The sequence below is a fragment of the Sphingobacterium sp. UBA6645 genome (assembly GCF_002455685.1).
Classification (GTDB): Bacteria; Bacteroidota; Bacteroidia; order Sphingobacteriales; family Sphingobacteriaceae; genus Sphingobacterium; species Sphingobacterium hotanense.
On record NZ_DKLH01000060.1, the window covers coordinates 7,093 to 25,227 of the forward strand.

The following is an 18,135-nucleotide window of genomic DNA, read 5'->3' on the forward strand; positions in this document are numbered from 1 at the left end:
TCTATTTTACTGTATTTTTTATACGTTAAAACGGAAGTGCATAATATCACCGTCTTCTACGATATATGTTTTTCCTTCGACAGATAGTTTTCCAGCTTCTTTCACTGCTGCTTCTGAACCATATTTAATAAAGTCTTCATACTTGATAACCTCGGCACGGATAAATCCCTTTTCGAAGTCTGTGTGGATTACACCAGCTGCTTGCGGAGCAGTATATCCTTTCTCAATTGTCCATGCGCGAACTTCCTGAACTCCTGCTGTAAAATAAGTAGCAAGATCTAAAAGCGAGTAGGCTGCGCGAATTAACTTATTAACGCCAGATTCTTCTAGACCTAAATCGTCTAAGAACATCTTGCGTTCTTCGTAATCCTCAAGCTGTGCAATTTCTGATTCAATTTGTGCAGAGATCACTAAGACTTCGGCATTTTCATCTTTTACTGCTTCTTTCACGCGTTCTACATAAGCATTTCCTGTGTTTACAGAAGCCTCATCCACGTTACATACGTAAAGAACAGGTTTTACAGTTAACAATGTAAGATCAGCAATGAATTCAGCATCCTCTTCAGAGATAGGAGCTGTTCTTGCAGATTTACCAGCTTCCAAATGCTCTTTAACAACAGAAAGGATTTCAAATGTTTTCTTAGCATCTTTGTCACCACCTGTTTTAGCCATCTTTTCTACCTTTTGAATACGTTTTACAACAGTATCCAAGTCCTTCAATTGAAGTTCAGTATCAATGATTTCTTTATCACGGATAGGGTCAACCGATCCATCAACGTGTACAACGTTGCCATCATCAAAACATCTCAATACGTGGATAATAGCATTCGTTGTACGAATATTACCCAGGAATTGGTTTCCTAGTCCTTCGCCCTTTGAGGCGCCTTTTACAAGGCCGGCGATATCTACGATCTCTATATTATTTGGAACGATACGTTGTGGATTTACTAACTCAGCTAATTTGTTTAAACGTTCGTCTGGTACAGTGATTACACCTACGTTAGGCTCGATAGTACAGAACGGGAAGTTTGCTGCCTGTGCCTTTGCATTCGATAAACAGTTAAAAAGGGTTGATTTGCCTACGTTCGGTAGGCCAACGATACCACATTGTAATGCCATATTGATTTTTCTTAAAAATTCACGCAAAGATAATAAAAGGAGAGCATATTCGGGACTATCCCATTAGGATAAATTAGCAGCCTTCAAATTGCTTACAATTTTAAGTTAATATGACCTTTTTATGAACTTTAAATTACTTAGAATGAATAGAGTAGCTTGATATTTACAAATTTTAACATTTTCCAATTAATCTTTCGGCATGATTTTGCGGTCATACCATCAAATTAACAATAAAAAACGAACCCAAAATAAGGAGGTTAATATGAAAAAGTTATTCTACGTTGTTGTCTTTCTAAGTGCTTTTGCTTTCGCAAAGCCAGCTAACGCTCAAGTAAATGTTAGTATTAATATCGGTTCACAACCTCTTTGGGGTCCAGGTGGATATGATTACGCGAGGTATTATTACATGCCGGAAATGGATGTTTATTATAATGTTTCCAGCCGTCATTACACTTACTATCATGGCGGACGTTGGGTAACACATCGCAGTCTACCAAGTCGTTACGGACGCTATGACTTGCATAGAACCTATAAAGTGGTGATGAATGATGCGAATCCATGGAGAAATCACCGTCGCCATCGTAGCAACTATCATGGATATGCAAGAAACTATAGCCAAGTTTCCATCCGCGACTATGGTAGAGGCCATAAGCACTACGGAAAGAGCTATAAAAAAGCACATAAAGAATACCGTAAGGCAGAAAAAAGACATGCAAAATACCACAAGCAAAGAGAATCTAGAAGAGATAGAGACTATAGAAATGTAAGAGGAATGTGGTAGAAAAAAATATACCTACAAAAGGGAGCTTAACAGAAAGCTCCCTTTTTTGTACCTCTTTATAAATAGTTAATAATTCGCTACTTTTGTAAAAATTTTAATTGCGCATTGCGAAGCCATGTTGAAAAAGAAATTGCTTATTACCTTTTCCATCTCCCTATTTCTCGGAGCTTTTTATTCATGTAATCAAATTGTAGGCTCGACGACAACGGCGAACGCCGTCGAAACACCGGACCAAAAGCCAGAGATAGAAGAGCCTGTTCAACAGGATACGCTATACCTAATGGATAAATTAGATTCATTAAATCGCAATTTAATTGTATTTCCTGCGGTTGATTCTTTAAATAAGATCGAACCTAAACAAGCAAAACGTAATCTTCGGGATTCTATATACCGCGAGCTGAACAAAAAGTATAAACATATCTACCTTACTTTTGATGATGGTCCTTTGATTGGCTCTCGTGCAATCGATTCTATCGCCACAGCGAAGGATACCAAATTGAGTGCTTTCTTAGTAGCGAAGCATGCAAATATGAGCAAGCGTTTGAAGAATGACTTTGAGCGTTATTCGAAGAACCCACTTGTGGAGTGTTATAATCATAGTTACACGCATGCGAATAATAGATTCCATGCCTTCTATAGCAATCCTGAACTGGCAGTTGCAGATTTCGAACGCTGTGAAGAAGCGTTAGGATTAAAACAAAAGATTGTTCGTATGCCAGGACGTAATATCTGGTTATTTGACGATGTTCGCCGGGTAGACTTAACGAGTGGCAGTCAAACTGCTGACTTGTTAGGAGCAAATGGATACCGTATTTACGGTTGGGATGTCGAGTGGAAAATACACGGATTGTCAGGAAACCCTGTTCAGTCGGTAAACGAAATCTACACACGCATTCGCACCATGTTAGGCAATAAGTCTACTTTAAAACCGAACAATATTGTCCTTTTAATGCACGACGATATGTTTCAGAATAAAAAGGGGCAGCAATTGCTTAGTGGTCTGATTGACAGCTTGAAACAACATAAAGACTATCACTTCGAGTTTATTTCCACTTATCCGCACAAATACTAAACTTCAAATTTCGAGGGAATATTGGTAAATTGATTAAACTTTTCAATGAAAAAGAAGTTTAGTCCATATGACCATATCTCAGTTATTCAAGAAAATTACTCCCTTCACCAAACCCTATAAAAATCTAATTTTTTATACGCTGGTTTTAACGGTTATCGGATCATTTGCCGCACAAGTAAATGCCTTCATCTTAAAATATACCGTCGACTCGATATCCGAACTGCTTGTCAATAAAACACCGCTGCGCATGGGATTGCATTTGCTCGGTATTATTTCGGCAGTTCTGTTGGGTAAAGAGATTATCTATTCCATCGTTCAATTCGGTCAGAAGTTTTATGGAGAAAAGCTTAGGATTATGATTGCACGCGACTTCTCGCAAGCAATAGTCGATAAGATATTAACCTATAAAATGGCGTTCTACACGTCGAGCATCAATGAGTCCGGAAAGTTGCAGACACGAATCGATGCCGGTATCAGCTCACTCACGCGTTTAGTACAGAACTTCTTTATCGATATCTTGCCGCTATTTGCCAATGCTATTATCGCCTTGGTATGCATGTTTATTGCCAATTTCTATGTCGGATTGGTCGGCTTGATCATCATCCCGATTTATTTCTACGTGTCGCAAATGCAAGCGCAAAGGCTATCGGGCTTTCGTAGGAATATGCGTAAGTATAGAGAAAACAAAAATAACCAGATTATCAATCTAATTGATTCCATTACCGTTATCAAGTCGTTCGTTCGGGAGGACTTGGAGGCAGAGCGTCATAAAGAAATACAATATGAGATGACGGAGAATCAGATGGCAACACGCAAGACTAGTTTCATCTTCGACAGCATCAAAAGTTTCATAGAACAGATCGGCGTAGTTATCGTGATCATCCTGACCGCCTACTTTGTGCTGAATGAGCAGATGTCTATTGGTGCAATCATGTTCCATATCATGTTGTTCAACAACGTTTCGGCACCTATCCGACAATTACACCGTATTTACGATGAGGTCAATGATGCATTGATCTATTCCGAGAGCTTCTTCGAGATCTTGGAAGATGAAGGGCAGAAGGAGCCAAGCGGAAACTATAAACCCGATTCTATCAAAGGCTTAATCGAAATCAAGAATATCAACTTCACATATCCTAATGGTCATCAAGCAATTACAGATGTCAGTATGACCATCTGCCCGAATCAAAATACCGCCTTGGTAGGACTATCGGGGGCCGGAAAAAGTACGATTATCAACTTGCTGGATAAGTTTTACGAACCGGATAATGGACAAATCTTATTGGATGGCGTAGATATTAGAGAGTATGATACCGACTTTTTAAGGGAGAATGTGGGATTAGTATTGCAGCGGAACCACATCTTTAAGGGAAGCATTGCCGATAATATCCGCTATGGTAAAACCGAAGCAAGTTTGGAAGATGTAATCGAAGCGGCGAAGAAAGCGTACATACATGAACAAATAATGGAGCTTTCGAATGGTTACGACTCGGAAGCACATCTTTTGTCGGGGGGCCAGCAACAACGTATTGCTATTGCCCGTATGTTTTTAAAGAATCCGCCTATTATCTTCTTGGACGAACCTACTGCTAATCTGGATGCCATTGCCACCGAGCAGATAAAAAACAGCTTAGACGCCATCAAAGTGGGGCGTACGGTAATCATTGTATCCCATAGCATCTCGCAGATTATCGACTCCGAACATATTATTGTTATGGAGAAAGGCCGGCTAGTGGAAGATGGAACGCATGAGGAACTTTTTGATAAACATGGGACCTATCACAAGATTTTTAGCGCTATGGCGAATAGCTTGAACATCCACAAAATAACAGAATCATTGAAAGAAGATTGATAAAACCAATTTCAGGCAAGTTTTTTGTGTTAAATTTACCGATTAAGAAATTTAGCACAAGAAAGAATATATGTTGTACCCGCTTCTTAGATCCTTCGTGAAATTTGGATTAAACTGGTATGTAACGGATTGGCAGTTGAAAAATATGGCGATCGCTAGTCTTCAGCATCCGACTATCGTTGTTTCCAATCATCCGAATTCCTTTTTCGACGCGTTAGTATTGGCGGTCAATAGCCCCAAGGAAACGCGTTTTTTGGTGCGTGGTGATATTTTTAAGAAGGAGTGGGCGAATTGGACATTGCGGACATTATTCATGATTCCCATCTACAAGAAATCGGATGACCCTGATTTTGAGGTCATGAATGCTTTTACCTATGATGAATGTGCTAAATGGTTAAAATCAGCCGAGAATATCGTCATTTTTCCTGAAGGTGTTTCTCGCAACTCGCATTTGTTGCGCCCCTTTATGCCTACGGGTTTTACTTCCCTGATCAAGCGAGCAATCAGCATGGATATCCCGGTTCAGATCCAACCTTTTGTCATTGGCTATAGCTCGTTCGACTATATCCCTAAATCTGTGTCCTTGGAGGCATTGAGTCCGATTGACAGCACCGATTATATCAGTGATGGAGATGTAGACGCTGCGCGCATCCTGCAGTTGGTCCGCGAGGAAATGGAAAGTGCTATGCCTTCAGGCCCTGTTGAACCAAGTATTGATTATTTAAAATCGAGAGAATGGATGAAGATTCCGGCAAAGGCGGGATACTATACGCATAACTGGTTGTATAAATTGGTCAAACAACAAATCGAAAAGAAAACATCGGGAACTATTTTCTATGATTCATTAATGTTCGGCGTGCTATTGTTCGGCTATCCAGTCTTAGTATTGCTAATAAGCCTAATTATCGGAAATATCATCGGCTTTTGGACTGGCCTGCTATTTTTCGTGCTGATGCCTTTTCTTTCCTACTGCTGGGTTCAATATCAACCTGTAAAAATCAATGGCGAGAAAGAAAGTCTTAAGGTGAATCGACTAAATTAGATTAGTTATTAGATTTTAGATATTAGACATTAGAACTGCAGCAATGCATTTTTTTTGTCTCGAACCAGGAGAAGAATGATGTAAGGATATACAGGATCTGACATCATAGGTCTTAATACTAAGTACTATTTCTGGGAACATTTGATTTCAATTTGTTCCCTTTAACTTTGCTCCAAAGTTTCTTACTGTATTTGATGATCAAATAGAAAAATACCGCTACGAGAATGATAGCGAGAATCGGTAGAAAGACCGCTAGAATACTCATTAAAGTCGACCCCACAGTTTCTACCGTTGATATGACGGGATTTCCGATCCCTCCGGTAGTTCCACTCGATGCAGCGCGGGTGCCCGCTAAGGCTGAGCTGATAGTTGCCGCCGTACCTCCACCAGCAATTAATGCCAACGACCATTGCGTCCAATCGTTTACTTCGGTGAATTGCGAAGCAAATAACAAAGAGCCTGCAACCGTTGCTAATGGTACGGATATGGTATCAAGAAGGTTGTCGACAAAAGGAATATAATAAGCAAGAATTTCAATCAAGGTAGCCGTTCCAGCACCAATGACGGCAGGCAAGGTTCCAACCCATGCAAAGCTTTCATTCGCCGGAATCCATCCCATATAGGTTCCTAAGCTAAAGAAGAAAATAGGGAGAAATACACGAAATCCTGTAGCAGCCGCTAGGCCAATACCAACAAAAAGGGAGAGCAAATATTCCATGCTAGATTTGAGATATGAGGTGTAAAACTTTAGACATTTTATTCCACAAAATAAGGTTATCTAAGATTCTTATAGCAAAAATAAGTCCAAGTGATAAGAGGGGCCATAGGTCTTTATACCAAGTACTAAGCATTAACTACTATTTCTGAAAGGAAGGAGAGTTTGTCTTGAACCAGGAAAGGAAGGATTCTAGGATGACCAGGATCTTGCAGAGTTGTTAGCATAGGAGTTTACAAGAAAGCGTTAAATTATTAACTATCTAATAATTTACCACTGCCTTTTCATAAGCGTATCAAACCCTTTCCGGAGCGGCTCTGATAGGGTTATACAATGGGAGTGAAAGGGGAGTGAAAGGGGAGTGAAAGGGTTTTAACTGAACGAAGGTTTGCGGTTTTGCCATAGAAGCAGGAAAGCTAGAGAGAATATTGCATGATCCTGCCCATCCTAAAATCCCTCCTTTCCAGAAATAGTAGTTAGTAGTTAGTAGTTAGTAGTTAGTATTAAGACCTATGGCGGACGATATGGGTAGCAAACCAAACCTCCTGCCCATCCTTTCATCCTTCCTTTCTTGGTTCAAAACAAAGCTCATACAAGAAAGGCGCCTAATCGGCGCCTTGTGTCTTATATCTAATGTCTAAAATCTAATATCTTCCTCACCCTTCCAATTCCATAATCTCTTCAGCAAGTTTTTCCCAATCGCTTTGGAACTGATCGTATCTTGCTTTTTCGGAGTTATAATTTCTGGTTGTCTCCTGGAGCTTGACGGCGTCGGAATAGATTTCTTCTTTTGCGAGCTCGGCTTCCAGATTTTTGACTGCAACTTCTTGGTCGGCAATCTTTTGTTCTAGAGCTGCTAGTTCTCTGTTTTTCTTTTGTAAGGTTTTCTGTAGATCGTCGGTAAGTACCGGTTTTTCCTTTTTAAGCTCTTCTTTGACCTTTTTAGGTTGTTTTTCTTCCGGTTTTACCACGCGTTTGGAATTCCAAACCTCATATTCCTGATAGGTACCAGGATATTCTTTGATTTTCTTGTCTTCGATATACCAAATTTTATTGGCAACATTATCCAGGAAATAACGGTCGTGGGATACGACGATGAACGTTCCTTCGTATTGTTGCAAGGCTTGTATAAGGATGTTTACAGACGCCATATCCAGGTGGTTGGTCGGCTCATCGAGAACTAGGAAGTTAGCATCCGCTGTTAAAGCTTTCGCTAGCGCGACTCTGGATTTCTCGCCTCCCGATAATACTTTGATTTTCTTGAATACATCATCTCCGGTAAATAAGAAACAACCAAGTATCGAGCGAAGTTCCGTTTCGGTATGCTTAGGGGCAAAAGCGACTAACTCCTGAAGAATAGAATTCTCTAGGTGTAAGGCCTCCAGTTGATGCTGGGCGAAGAATGTCTGCGAAACATTATGACCTTTTGTGCTCGTACCGGTATATTCGCTGTCGGCATCTGCTACGATACGTAGCAAGGTTGATTTACCTTTCCCGTTTGCACCAATTAATGCTATTTTGTCGCCCTTTTCGATCAATCCGTCTGTCTTTTCTAAAATTTGAAGATTAGGATAAGATTTAGATATTTGGTCGATCGTCACGACGTGGCGGCCCGAAGGTTTGGAGAACTTGAAGCTGAAGTTTACTTCCGGATTGTCATCATCGATATCATCAACCTTTTCCATACGGTCTAAAGCTTTGATTCTCGACTGTACCATCTTCGCCTTGCTGGCTTTTGCACGGAAGCGTTCGATTAGCTTCTCTTCTTGCTTAATCTTTGCTTGTTGGTTCTTGAATTGATTTCCTTGGATTTCCTCACGTAGGGATTTCTCTTCTAAATAGAAAGAATAGTTCCCAGCATATAGCGTTAGCTTCCCTTTACGAGATTCAACCGTTTTATTGATGATTCTGTCAAGGAAGTAACGGTCGTGGGAGACGATTACAATCGCACCTTCGAATGCCTGTAGATAGTTTTCCAGCCATTTGATAGAGGGTAAGTCTAAGTGGTTGGTAGGCTCATCCAGTAACAGGATATCCGGTGTTTGCAATAAGATTCGCGCAAGCATCACACGCATACGCCATCCTCCGGAGAATGTCGCCAATGGTCGCTGTTGTTCATCTTCAGAAAAACCTAGTCCGGCTAGGATTTCATGGGCGCGGAATTCGATGCTGTAGCCATCCAAGGCTTCAAATTCCATCTGCTTATCGCTTAGTTTATTGAGGATCTCGTCGGAGTAGTCGGTCTCTAGTTTCTTTAATAGAACTTCGATTTCGCTATGCAATTGATTTTGACGTTCGAATGCCTCCATAGCCACGTGCAGGATGCTTTTATCCGAGTGGTAGGATAGGAGGTCCTGGTTCAGATAGCCAATCTTTAAGTCCTTCGCCATCGAAATGGTACCGGCTGTTGGGCTATATTCCCCTACGATGATTTTCAGTAGAGTCGATTTACCAGTACCGTTTGCACCGATCAATCCGACCTTATCTCCTGGCTTAATATGCCAGTTCGCTTCATCGTATAATGCGCGAGCGCCAATTTCAAATGTTAAATTATTTATTGATATCATTTCGACGCAAAAGTAATGAATATTTCTGCTTCTTTGGCTACCTTTGCGGTATGTACAAATTAGTTAAACCACTATTTTTTCAGATGAACCCTGAGCAAGCGCATCATAATGTGACTTCGGGGTTGAAATTTTTTACTAAAATCTGGGGATCTAACGCGCTTTTAAAATCATTATATACCGTTGAAGACCCGAGATTACAAACTACAGTTTTTGGTTTAACGTTCAAGAATCCGGTGGGATTGGCAGCGGGATTTGACAAGAATGCGGATTACATTGAGCAGATGTCAAAGCTGGGGTTTGGATTTATTGAAATCGGAACCGTGACGCCGAAACCGCAACCCGGAAATGATAAGCCGCGTATGTTCAGATTGGTGAACGACCAGGCATTGATCAACCGTATGGGCTTTAACAATCAAGGTGCCGATGTGGCGGCAGGACGATTAAAGCACCTGAAGGAGAAGAATGGCGTTATTATCGGTGGGAACATTGGTAAGAACAAAGTAACTCCAAATGAGGAGGCCGTGAATGATTATATTTATTGCTTTAATTCCTTGTTTGATTATGTAGATTATTTTGTTGTCAATGTAAGTTCTCCAAATACGCCGGGTTTACGTGATTTACAAGAGAAGGAACCGCTGAAGAAGATTTTGAATAAGCTTCAGGATTTAAATAATGCGAAGGCGAGTCCTAAACCTATCTTATTAAAGATAGCTCCCGACTTGACGGATTCGCAATTAGATGATATTGTGGAGATTGTTCAGGACACCAAGATTGCCGGTGTCATTGCAACCAATACGACGATTTCGCGCGAGGGACTCTATAGCGATCCTAATTTAGTGAAGGAAGCAGGTGGGGTTTCAGGAAAGCCGTTGACAAAACGTTCTACCGAAGTCATCAAGTACTTGTCGGATAAGTCAAATAAAGCATTCCCAATTATTGGGGTCGGAGGGATTCATTCGGCCGCAGATGCGATAGAAAAGCTTAATGCTGGTGCTAGCTTGATTCAGATATATACGGGCTTCATCTATGAAGGTCCGGGGCTGGTGGCTGAAATCTGTAAAGGAATATTAAAGGGGAAATAAAATTTCCCCTTTTTTTGATGCTAATTAAAGCTCTTTCTTCAAGATATAATGGTCTTTCAGTGGGCCATCAATTGGGTTTCCATCTTGATCTAGCGAGAATAGCTGATTCTCACCAACCTTCAATTTCATATTGACTTCTTTCCCCATCAGATGTACGACGCTGCCGTTGTCATGCCACATAAATTTACCAGCATCTTCGATTTTAGTATCGCGCTCTTGATAAACTCCAGTGTACTTAAAGGTTAAGTCATTATTTAAAACAACAGTTGTTTCAATTCCTGGACAATCGGCGCAAGGAATAACTCCTTTATATGTACCTGCCCAGTCGACCGAGTTTTGCGAGTTATGCGCATTATCCACAGTGTCAGCGCTCGTGTCGTCAGACATAGTAGTGGTATCAGCTCCGGCACCTTGTTTATTCGCATTCGATTCACAAGCGGCGAAGGTTAGTGCTCCAACGCAGAAGGAAAGTGATAATAATTTCTTCATAATACAACGATTTTTGTTGCTTAAAGTTAACCAAAAACCAGACCAATAGAATTGAATTGTTTTTTTAATTAATAGCAGGCACAAAAAACGTAAGCCTACTTGCTGGAAAAGTAGGCTTACAAAAAGATAATGAAGAACTTTAGTATTGGTCGATGAAATAGTTGAGTAGGTCAGTTGTCGTGACTATACCTACTAGTTCTTCGTTTTCAACGACTGGAATTGAATGAAAGGAATGCTTGGATAAAATTTCTGCAGCTTCTTTAACCGTGCTGCTCGGCAATATGCTGACTGGCGTTTTTGCCATAAGTTGCGTAACGGTGTATGCGTCGTAAACCACTGATTCGATATCGTCGTCTTCAGTTACATCAACATAGCTTATCTTTAACAAGTCGGAATAACTCACTACGCCTACTAATTTCTTGTTTTCTACTACAGGTAGGTGACGAATATTGTGTTTTTTGAAAAGATTTTCCGCGTCGTAAAGACTGTCTTTTTGGGATAGAGTAATCAACTCTTTACTCATGATTTGCGATACTGGGACTCTTTGTTTCATAAACTATCTTATTTGTCTATCGCTCCATTAGCGAATAGTCAAATATCCATCGAATATGATTGAAATACCACGACGCTCATTACATTTTAAAATGATTGTAGTCTTGTGAATTTAATAAAGTATTTCTTACCTTAGTAGTTTGCTCATATCAAATCCCCAATACTTTCTTTTAATCATATAGCAATGCTAATTAAGCATCGGCGTTTTCATTCTTGTAAAGGCAATATTAGCGCTTGAAAAAATGATCCAAGGGGCCATTGCCCTTGCCGAGCGATCTGTCTTTCGCTGCTAATATAGCGTGATGTACATAATCCAACGCTTTTTGGCATGCCCCAGGCAGGGTATCGCCTAGCGCAAGGTAAGATGCAATTGCTGAGGAAAGGGTACATCCCGTTCCGCGAGTGTTTTTGCTCGCTATTCGTTCAGACTCATATATTTCAGGATCTTGGCCTGCTATTTTTAATATGCTGCTAAGTTTTTCGCTATCCAAATGTCCGCCCTTGAGCAATACGGCATGCATCCCCATATGGATAAGCTTATCAGCAGCTTGGTTCATTTCTTCAAGGTTGGAAACTTTACATTCAGTCAGCATACTTGCTTCATCGAGGTTGGGAGTGACTAGGGTAGCCATCGGATAGAGGAGTGCTTTGGACAATGTAATGGTTTCCTGATCTACCAACAGGTGCCCCGATGTAGAAACCATGACGGGGTCAATAACAATGCTTCCCTGATATCCTTTTAATAAACGAGCAACGATTTCGACTTGGTTAGGATTTGGAAGCATACCAATTTTAATGCTGTCGGGATAAATATCGTCGAAAATACAGTTTAATTGATCTTCCACTGCTTGATCAGGAATAGGGTAGACCGATCGAACTCCCATTGTGTTCTGTATAGGCAAGGCCGTCAGTACATTCACGGCATAACAGCCTATTGCAGAGATGGTCTTCATGTCTGCCTGTAAGCCTGCCCCGGCAATGCTGTCAAATCCGGCGATACTTAGAACTGTTTTGGCACTATGGTGGGTTGCTGTGTCTATCATTTACGCACAAAGATAGGGATGTTCGGGAACATTCGCTGAGCCTTTGTCCGTCACAAAATGTTAATAGTTAATTCATACAATAAATGATGTTTTACGATTAGGTAAGCTTAAATTCCTATTTGATAATAGGATAGGATTAAATCGGAACTTAAATCGAGAGAATTTTAACAATTTTATAAATAATGGTAGTTGGCTTGAACGATATAAACGAAATGTTTTATGATTGTATTTTTAGATATTGACGGTGTGATGGTACATGCAAATCCGCATAGACCTGTAGAGCTTGATGCCGACGGATTTTATAAGTTCAACGATGTTGCTGTTAAAATTCTTCAATCGACCATATATTTTACAAAAGATCAAATAGTGCTTTCTAGTTCCCATCGCTATAGATATAGTATTGCAGAATGGAAAGAGATTTTTGGTCGACGTGGATTAAAATTTAAGTTTTTAAGTATTTTAGATTTCGTGAGACGTGGTCCAAACGCGCAAGATTCTGTTGGGAAATTTGATAGAATTAGCAGGAAGGCCGAGATCTTCGGATGGATAGCAGCAAATAAGGTTTCGGAACAAAATGTTGTTATAATTGATGATGATAAGTCGCTAAATGATTTACCAAAAGAACTTAAGAAAAGATTAGTTTTAACCAATCCCTATAATGGTTTAATTGAGCAATCTCAATTGCATCAGGTTCTGAAGAGAAGGGTGAAGAGGAAGTTGTAGTTGATATAGCACACTCCCTCTCTAATGAATCTTATAAAATCTCTTAAATAAGTTTATGGATTCTTAAAATTGTATCCCTATCTTTCTGTTTCTCTGCTTCTGATATCTGCTCCCATGGTACTAAGGAAGGATGCAGTTTAAGATCATCATTTCTGGTTGTTCCAAAATCCCATCCATGTAGATATCGATGCGCCACCCACCTTTTGTGTTCAATTATTGCTAGGTATTCAATTTCTTCAGACGTGAATTGGAAATCCTTAGGGTTCGTTGTTTCCAAGGGTTTTCCGGTCAGTAAAAGTTTGAAAGGAATATGATCTGCCTGCGTTCTATTTGCATCCTTCGCATCTTCGCTAAGTGTGTGCCAGTCGGAGGTATATCGGCTGCTTTCTGTGGCTTCCCCGGAGGTTAGTTTTTGATAATCATCGTGGATTGCCTGCGCTATTTTGTCTTGTTTTTCACCGGTGATAAACTCAATGCTGCAGGTTTCTTCGATCCCTCCAAAGAAGTGAATCCTTTTGTTTTCCTTGCTGCCTTCCATCAATGCTCTTAATCCTTTGCCTTCTGCATTGAGCGTATAAATCGCAAATTCGGATAGTCTACTTTTTTGGAGGAGTTCTAATGCGTTGTTTAGGTTTATTTCATCGTCATCGAAGGCATTGATGACAATTGCTTTTTTATTTAATTCGCCTAAGTTTTGCTCATGCAAAATCGGCGTAAAAGACCCTTCAAATTCGTGAAAACTGATCTCACCAATTTTATGAGCCATAGGATATCTTTCCTGAAATTGGATTTGTGCCTTATTAGCCCCCTCGGTATAAATAGCGATCTTTGGTTCTTTATTCGGGTGCAGGTGCATAATACGAAGTGCCTGCAAAAGGATAGCTTTAGCAAAATCTCCAAATCCAATGAATACTATTTTCTCCAGATCTTGAGATTGTCCGGCTTCCAGATCGTTGACGAGCTTGGTAAAGAATTGCCGAGCAACCATCTTATGGACATTAAAGAAATGTAGGTCTACGCTGTTATTAGCGAATTGGAGATCTGCATTTTTCACTAAGTCGATCAGTCGAGGATCTCTTAGGTGCACATAACAGCGAAGCGCATTATCACAATTGGATTTCTTGTAGATTTGCTGCACTGATTCTACAATCTCAATTACTGTCTGCTCGTTTTCAAGAAATACGATTAGGTCTGAGGCTCTTTTGATACCGGCTTCCAGTAATGTATTTTCATCCTCCGCATTTCCAATGATTACTTTATGTCCCTGTTTTTTAACCGCAGATATGTTGGCATGTTCCGTTTCTTTCTCAATCACAATTCCTTGCTGATTCTTGTCCTCTTTAAGGCTTTGGAGAAGCTGACGTCCTTTTTTTGAAACACCTATGCTGATGAGGTGATTTTGTTTGAAAGAAGCCATCAGGAGCGTGTATTGCTCACTAAAAATCTTTTGTATAATCTTAAAGGCTCCAAATAGTAGAATGAAAATCGTGAATATCTTTGCCACAATGAGTTCCCAAGGGATACTTGCATCTTCCAGTGAGGTTGCAGACGGATCACTCCCGAACACAATTTTGATGATTCGGTAGATGCGATCGGGTAAATATCTGAGCGTATTGCTTTCGGGATAGAGTTTGGATAGCCCTATCCAGGAGAGTACGATCAGTGCGACGATAAATATGATTCCAAATATGCCTTTTTGCCTTCTATTGAGCTTCATGCTTGTTATTGTTTAAGTTTTTGTGCTGCTGTCTGTAAGATTTGTTGTACCTCTTTTTTCAAATTCTCATTCCTAATCTTCGGAAGCTGAATTGTTGTCAATTCATACATTCGTTGCCCTATGTATTTGGTTTCGGGCTTTGCACCGAAGTAGTCTGCAAGGATGGCGCGAGATAGGGGATGCTGTGCATAGTTTACCCCAAGGAACTGTACATCAGCATCGGTTTTGATCGGGTAGTGCTTTTTGATGATTTCGACGATTCCTTCTTTTGAGTTTGGAGAGAGTGTTCTGACATCCGGATCCTGAAAATACCAGGTATTGTAGGTTTTTTTATTATCATTGAACGCTAATATGGCGCCCGTTTCTTCGTCGTATTTTTTTCCATAGAACTTTTCCAGATCTTCAGCAAGTTGATCTTTCGAAGTTTCCACATTCCCTGGAATCTCCCATACGCTTATCGCTTTGCCTTCCATCAAGCCTTCAACGGTGAGTATCTTTTTCTCGCCTGGAAGGATATGGATATAGTCGAATTTCTTGTTGATGAACGGCATAGTTAATACATTGCCATTGCTTGCATCCACAAGTTTGGCAACATAGCCAAAGCCTTCGGCATCGTCCTGAACGAAGATCTTGGAATCATCTTCGGAGAATTGAAAAAACTTAGAGTATTTGCTGATGATGATATTCTGCCCGAACGACTTTTTCGTGTCCAAATTCCACAGACGCATATGGTTTGCATCTTCTGAGATCGCTAGGACATTGCCTTTGTTGTTGAAGACCACAAAAGGGAACTCGATGGTTGGAATTTCGAAGATCGTCTTGTAGTCTTTGGTATTCATCACACTTGCTTTGCCGTCGTTTCGCACGACAACTAATGCTGTTCCTTGTTTATTGAAGGTCCCGCTATTCAAAGTACCCTTTTCTTCTTTTAAGACGCTCTTGGTCTGCACATCGATAATCTTCCAGGAATTCTTATCAACAACTATGATAGTTTTCAGGTCAGGACTGGCGGTGAATCCGCCCAGTACACCTTCAGTTTCGTAACTGATGAGCTTTTTGCCGGTTCTTAAATCCCAAATCCCAAAACCATTGTTTCCTGTACGAGCTAAGACCTGCGTTTGTTCGGCATTGAAAACATAGGTCTTGACCTGACTGTCGAAGGCTTTCCCTATTTCCTTTCCTGTATTGGCATCAAAGGAATGCGTTAAACCATTTTTGTCTTTAGCAATAAAGATATTGGAAACTGGAAGAAAGTGGATAAAGCTAATCTGTTCCTTGATGGAGAAGTATCCTTTTGTAATCTCGCCGGTCTGTGTGTTTAATAAATCAATCGAGTTCCTGTTTCTATTCAATACGTACAGATCGTTTACATTTTTACCGGGAATGCCCGCTAAGAAATTGTCATCCGCATAATATTGGGCTAGTTTTAGGGGTGTGTTTTTCACATTTTTAATGAAGCTTAGCGGATTAGCATTTACGATTTCCTGTGTCCAATCTGGCGAATGGTAATCCATATCCATAGGGTCTTGCGCTAATATCTTTGTTAAATCTGTACTGAAGAATAGATTTTTCGAAAGCTTGGTATATTTGATTCGCTCGCCATTATCGTTGAACAGATCCAGAATATCATCATTACCGGCACTGATTGTCCCATTCTTGTTGATGCCCGCGAAAGAATAGGGAAGACCGGGAGGTTTAATTTCAAACTGTTTCTTTTGTTGATAGTCGACATAATGAAGTCCTTGCTGATTTGTGAATGCAATCTGCTTTCCAGACGCACTGAACATCGGACGCTTAATACTTGAGTTCAAAATTTTGGTAAACACAGGCTTAGGCTCTGCGCGATGCAGGTCGAAGACGCGTAGTTCAGTCGCATCATCTTTTAGCATCGTAACGACCAAAGTCTGGTCAACCTGATCGAAATATGCTGCATTAGGCGTAATAGATGAGAAGCTCAACAGTGGTTTTTCCTGCTTTTTGTCGATATCAAATAAGACGAGTTGATTCGACTGCTGAAATACAAGGTATTTCCCAGAGGGTGCTACAGCGCGAATGGTCAAGAAGACGCTGTCCGGATTGGGTCTTAGCACCTCTATCTTGTCATCAGCGATATGGTATCTGATGATTTTATATTCATCAATTGCCGTATAGATTCTGTTTTTATTGTCGAACTGCGGTCTCGAGGCTTGGCGGCTGCTAATGTCCGCACGCTGTTTGACCAGTTTTCTGTCGATAGCATTCCAGACCTGCAGCACGCTATTATTTGCGCCTACGTTGGCATATGTTGCTATCCATTGGGCATCTGGTGAATAACTGGCATTTCCGGCCATACTGTTTTGCATGACAGTGAGATCATCTTGTATAGCGAGCATAGAGTGTGCAAATAGCTTCGCACTTTCGTCGCCCCGGCGTGTTGCTTCTGCGATATACGCAGCGCCATCCCCGTATTCACTTTCCGTTAATTTGTTGATGCCGGAAGCATAGAGCGAACGAGCAAGATTGCGAAGTGCCGCATTCTTCTGATTCCATGCTACGATACCTGCGATAATGGCAATGATGCCTAAAGCAGCGATTGCGATAGCAATACGCTGTATATTTCTATTCTTCTTCTTGATTTTCTCCAGTTGATAGGCTTGGTCGCGTTTGGTCAGCTCGCCGAGCGGAACGCCGAGAATACCAGCAATAATTTTCAAGAGGGCAAGATCAAGACGTTTCTTATACTCATCCACCGCCATCTTAATTTCATGGTTAGACTTGCCTTCTAGCTGCAGCTGATGCCGATAGGCTTCAGCGGAAGTATAGCCTTCTTTGTCCGTATGAGGAATCCTGACATCAGCAGCGAGGACTTCTTCGGGTTGATCTTTCTGAACGGTGCCATCTGCATCAACGTTATATCGAAGCTCGTCTGGGAAACATTGGTTTTCAGTTTCCTTGCCGCTATATTCAGGTTCTCCTGACAATATTAACGCAATTATCTGCTTCGACTTGCCGGTCTTTTTAAAATAGCGTATCTCGTCCCGAACATAGTTTGACTTTGCAGATCGTGGCGAGCTTAAGTAGATTAAAAATTCAGAGCGATCGAGCGCTTCGGTTAAGGAGCTATTGAGGTTTGAGCTTGCCGATAACTCCTTTTCATCTTGAAAGACCGGGTAGATTTGCCGGGGAATTTCCTGTCCCTGTTCATTCTTCTTCCCAATAAGATCTTCGGGTATCTCGTAAGTCTCTAAAGCATGGTGCAACCAATCTGCCCACTTTCTCCCTTCTCCCTGGTTGTTTCCATGGCTATAGCTAATAAACGCTTTATATCGTTTTGACGTGTCTTTCGATCCTTGCTCCATAATAGGTTATCTATTAGTTTATTGTCGGTCTCTTTTCGATAGC

14 protein-coding genes are annotated in these 18,135 nt (G+C 40.8%); 6 read left to right on the forward strand and 8 right to left on the reverse strand.

Going from position 1 to position 18,135, the window contains the following annotated elements; all coding sequences use genetic code 11:
• Positions 1 to 18: 18 nt before the first annotated feature.
• Entirely contained in the window at positions 19 to 1,119 is a 1,101-nt protein-coding gene (gene ychF, locus B2400_RS11755) for a redox-regulated ATPase YchF (protein WP_149526187.1), read from the reverse strand.
• 262 nt (positions 1,120 to 1,381) lie between these two features.
• On the opposite strand from ychF, the gene B2400_RS11760 reads away from it, so the two are divergent.
• From B2400_RS11760 to B2400_RS11775, 4 genes are all read left to right on the forward strand, one after another.
• Positions 1,382 to 1,900, forward strand: coding sequence for a hypothetical protein (locus B2400_RS11760; RefSeq protein WP_149526186.1), 519 nt, complete (start codon positions 1,382 to 1,384; stop codon positions 1,898 to 1,900).
• A 115-nt stretch (positions 1,901 to 2,015) separates the two neighbouring features.
• Positions 2,016 to 2,972 (forward strand): polysaccharide deacetylase family protein, encoded by a 957-nt coding sequence (locus tag B2400_RS11765; protein WP_293933566.1) that lies wholly within the window; start codon positions 2,016 to 2,018, stop codon positions 2,970 to 2,972.
• A 67-nt stretch (positions 2,973 to 3,039) separates the two neighbouring features.
• Positions 3,040 to 4,824, forward strand: coding sequence for an ABC transporter ATP-binding protein (locus tag B2400_RS11770; RefSeq protein ID WP_286652133.1), 1,785 nt, complete (start codon positions 3,040 to 3,042; stop codon positions 4,822 to 4,824).
• 70 nt (positions 4,825 to 4,894) lie between these two features.
• A complete protein-coding gene (locus B2400_RS11775; protein ID WP_293933571.1) occupies positions 4,895 to 5,866 on the forward strand; it encodes a 1-acyl-sn-glycerol-3-phosphate acyltransferase in 972 nt (323 codons plus the stop codon).
• Positions 5,867 to 5,984: 118 nt separating this feature from the next.
• Here B2400_RS11775 and B2400_RS11780 read toward each other — a convergent pair whose 3' ends face one another.
• Entirely contained in the window at positions 5,985 to 6,584 is a 600-nt protein-coding gene (locus B2400_RS11780) for a DUF4126 domain-containing protein (RefSeq protein ID WP_149526182.1), read from the reverse strand.
• Positions 6,585 to 7,237: 653 nt separating this feature from the next.
• Positions 7,238 to 9,148, reverse strand: a complete 1,911-nt coding sequence (locus B2400_RS11785; protein ID WP_149526181.1) for an ABC-F family ATP-binding cassette domain-containing protein — start codon at positions 9,146 to 9,148, stop codon at positions 7,238 to 7,240.
• A gap of 50 nt (positions 9,149 to 9,198) precedes the next feature.
• On the opposite strand from B2400_RS11785, the gene B2400_RS11790 reads away from it, so the two are divergent.
• On the forward strand, positions 9,199 to 10,230 hold the full coding sequence (locus B2400_RS11790; protein WP_286652405.1) for a quinone-dependent dihydroorotate dehydrogenase: 1,032 nt from the start codon (positions 9,199 to 9,201) through the stop codon (positions 10,228 to 10,230).
• A gap of 24 nt (positions 10,231 to 10,254) precedes the next feature.
• Here the strand turns inward: B2400_RS11790 and B2400_RS11795 are convergent, their stop codons facing one another.
• The 3 genes from B2400_RS11795 to thiD form a co-directional block, all read right to left on the reverse strand.
• The gene (locus B2400_RS11795) at positions 10,255 to 10,719 is read right to left on the reverse strand and encodes a copper resistance protein NlpE (RefSeq protein WP_286652406.1); all 465 of its coding nucleotides are present in this window, start codon (positions 10,717 to 10,719) and stop codon (positions 10,255 to 10,257) included.
• Between the two features lie 139 nt (positions 10,720 to 10,858).
• Positions 10,859 to 11,272, reverse strand: a complete 414-nt coding sequence (locus B2400_RS11800; protein WP_149526178.1) for a CBS domain-containing protein — start codon at positions 11,270 to 11,272, stop codon at positions 10,859 to 10,861.
• 226 nt (positions 11,273 to 11,498) lie between these two features.
• On the reverse strand, positions 11,499 to 12,314 hold the full coding sequence (gene thiD / locus B2400_RS11805) for a bifunctional hydroxymethylpyrimidine kinase/phosphomethylpyrimidine kinase (RefSeq protein ID WP_293933578.1): 816 nt from the start codon (positions 12,312 to 12,314) through the stop codon (positions 11,499 to 11,501).
• Positions 12,315 to 12,533: 219 nt separating this feature from the next.
• Between thiD and B2400_RS11810 the strand changes: the two genes are divergently transcribed.
• Complete coding sequence (locus tag B2400_RS11810; protein WP_286652408.1) at positions 12,534 to 13,037, forward strand: HAD domain-containing protein; 504 nt, start codon at positions 12,534 to 12,536, stop codon at positions 13,035 to 13,037.
• Between the two features lie 43 nt (positions 13,038 to 13,080).
• Here the strand turns inward: B2400_RS11810 and B2400_RS11815 are convergent, their stop codons facing one another.
• Complete coding sequence (locus B2400_RS11815; protein ID WP_293933580.1) at positions 13,081 to 14,754, reverse strand: NAD-binding protein; 1,674 nt, start codon at positions 14,752 to 14,754, stop codon at positions 13,081 to 13,083.
• Between the two features lie 5 nt (positions 14,755 to 14,759).
• Complete coding sequence (locus tag B2400_RS11820) at positions 14,760 to 18,092, reverse strand: toll/interleukin-1 receptor domain-containing protein (RefSeq protein WP_286652410.1); 3,333 nt, start codon at positions 18,090 to 18,092, stop codon at positions 14,760 to 14,762.
• Positions 18,093 to 18,135: the final 43 nt, after the last annotated feature.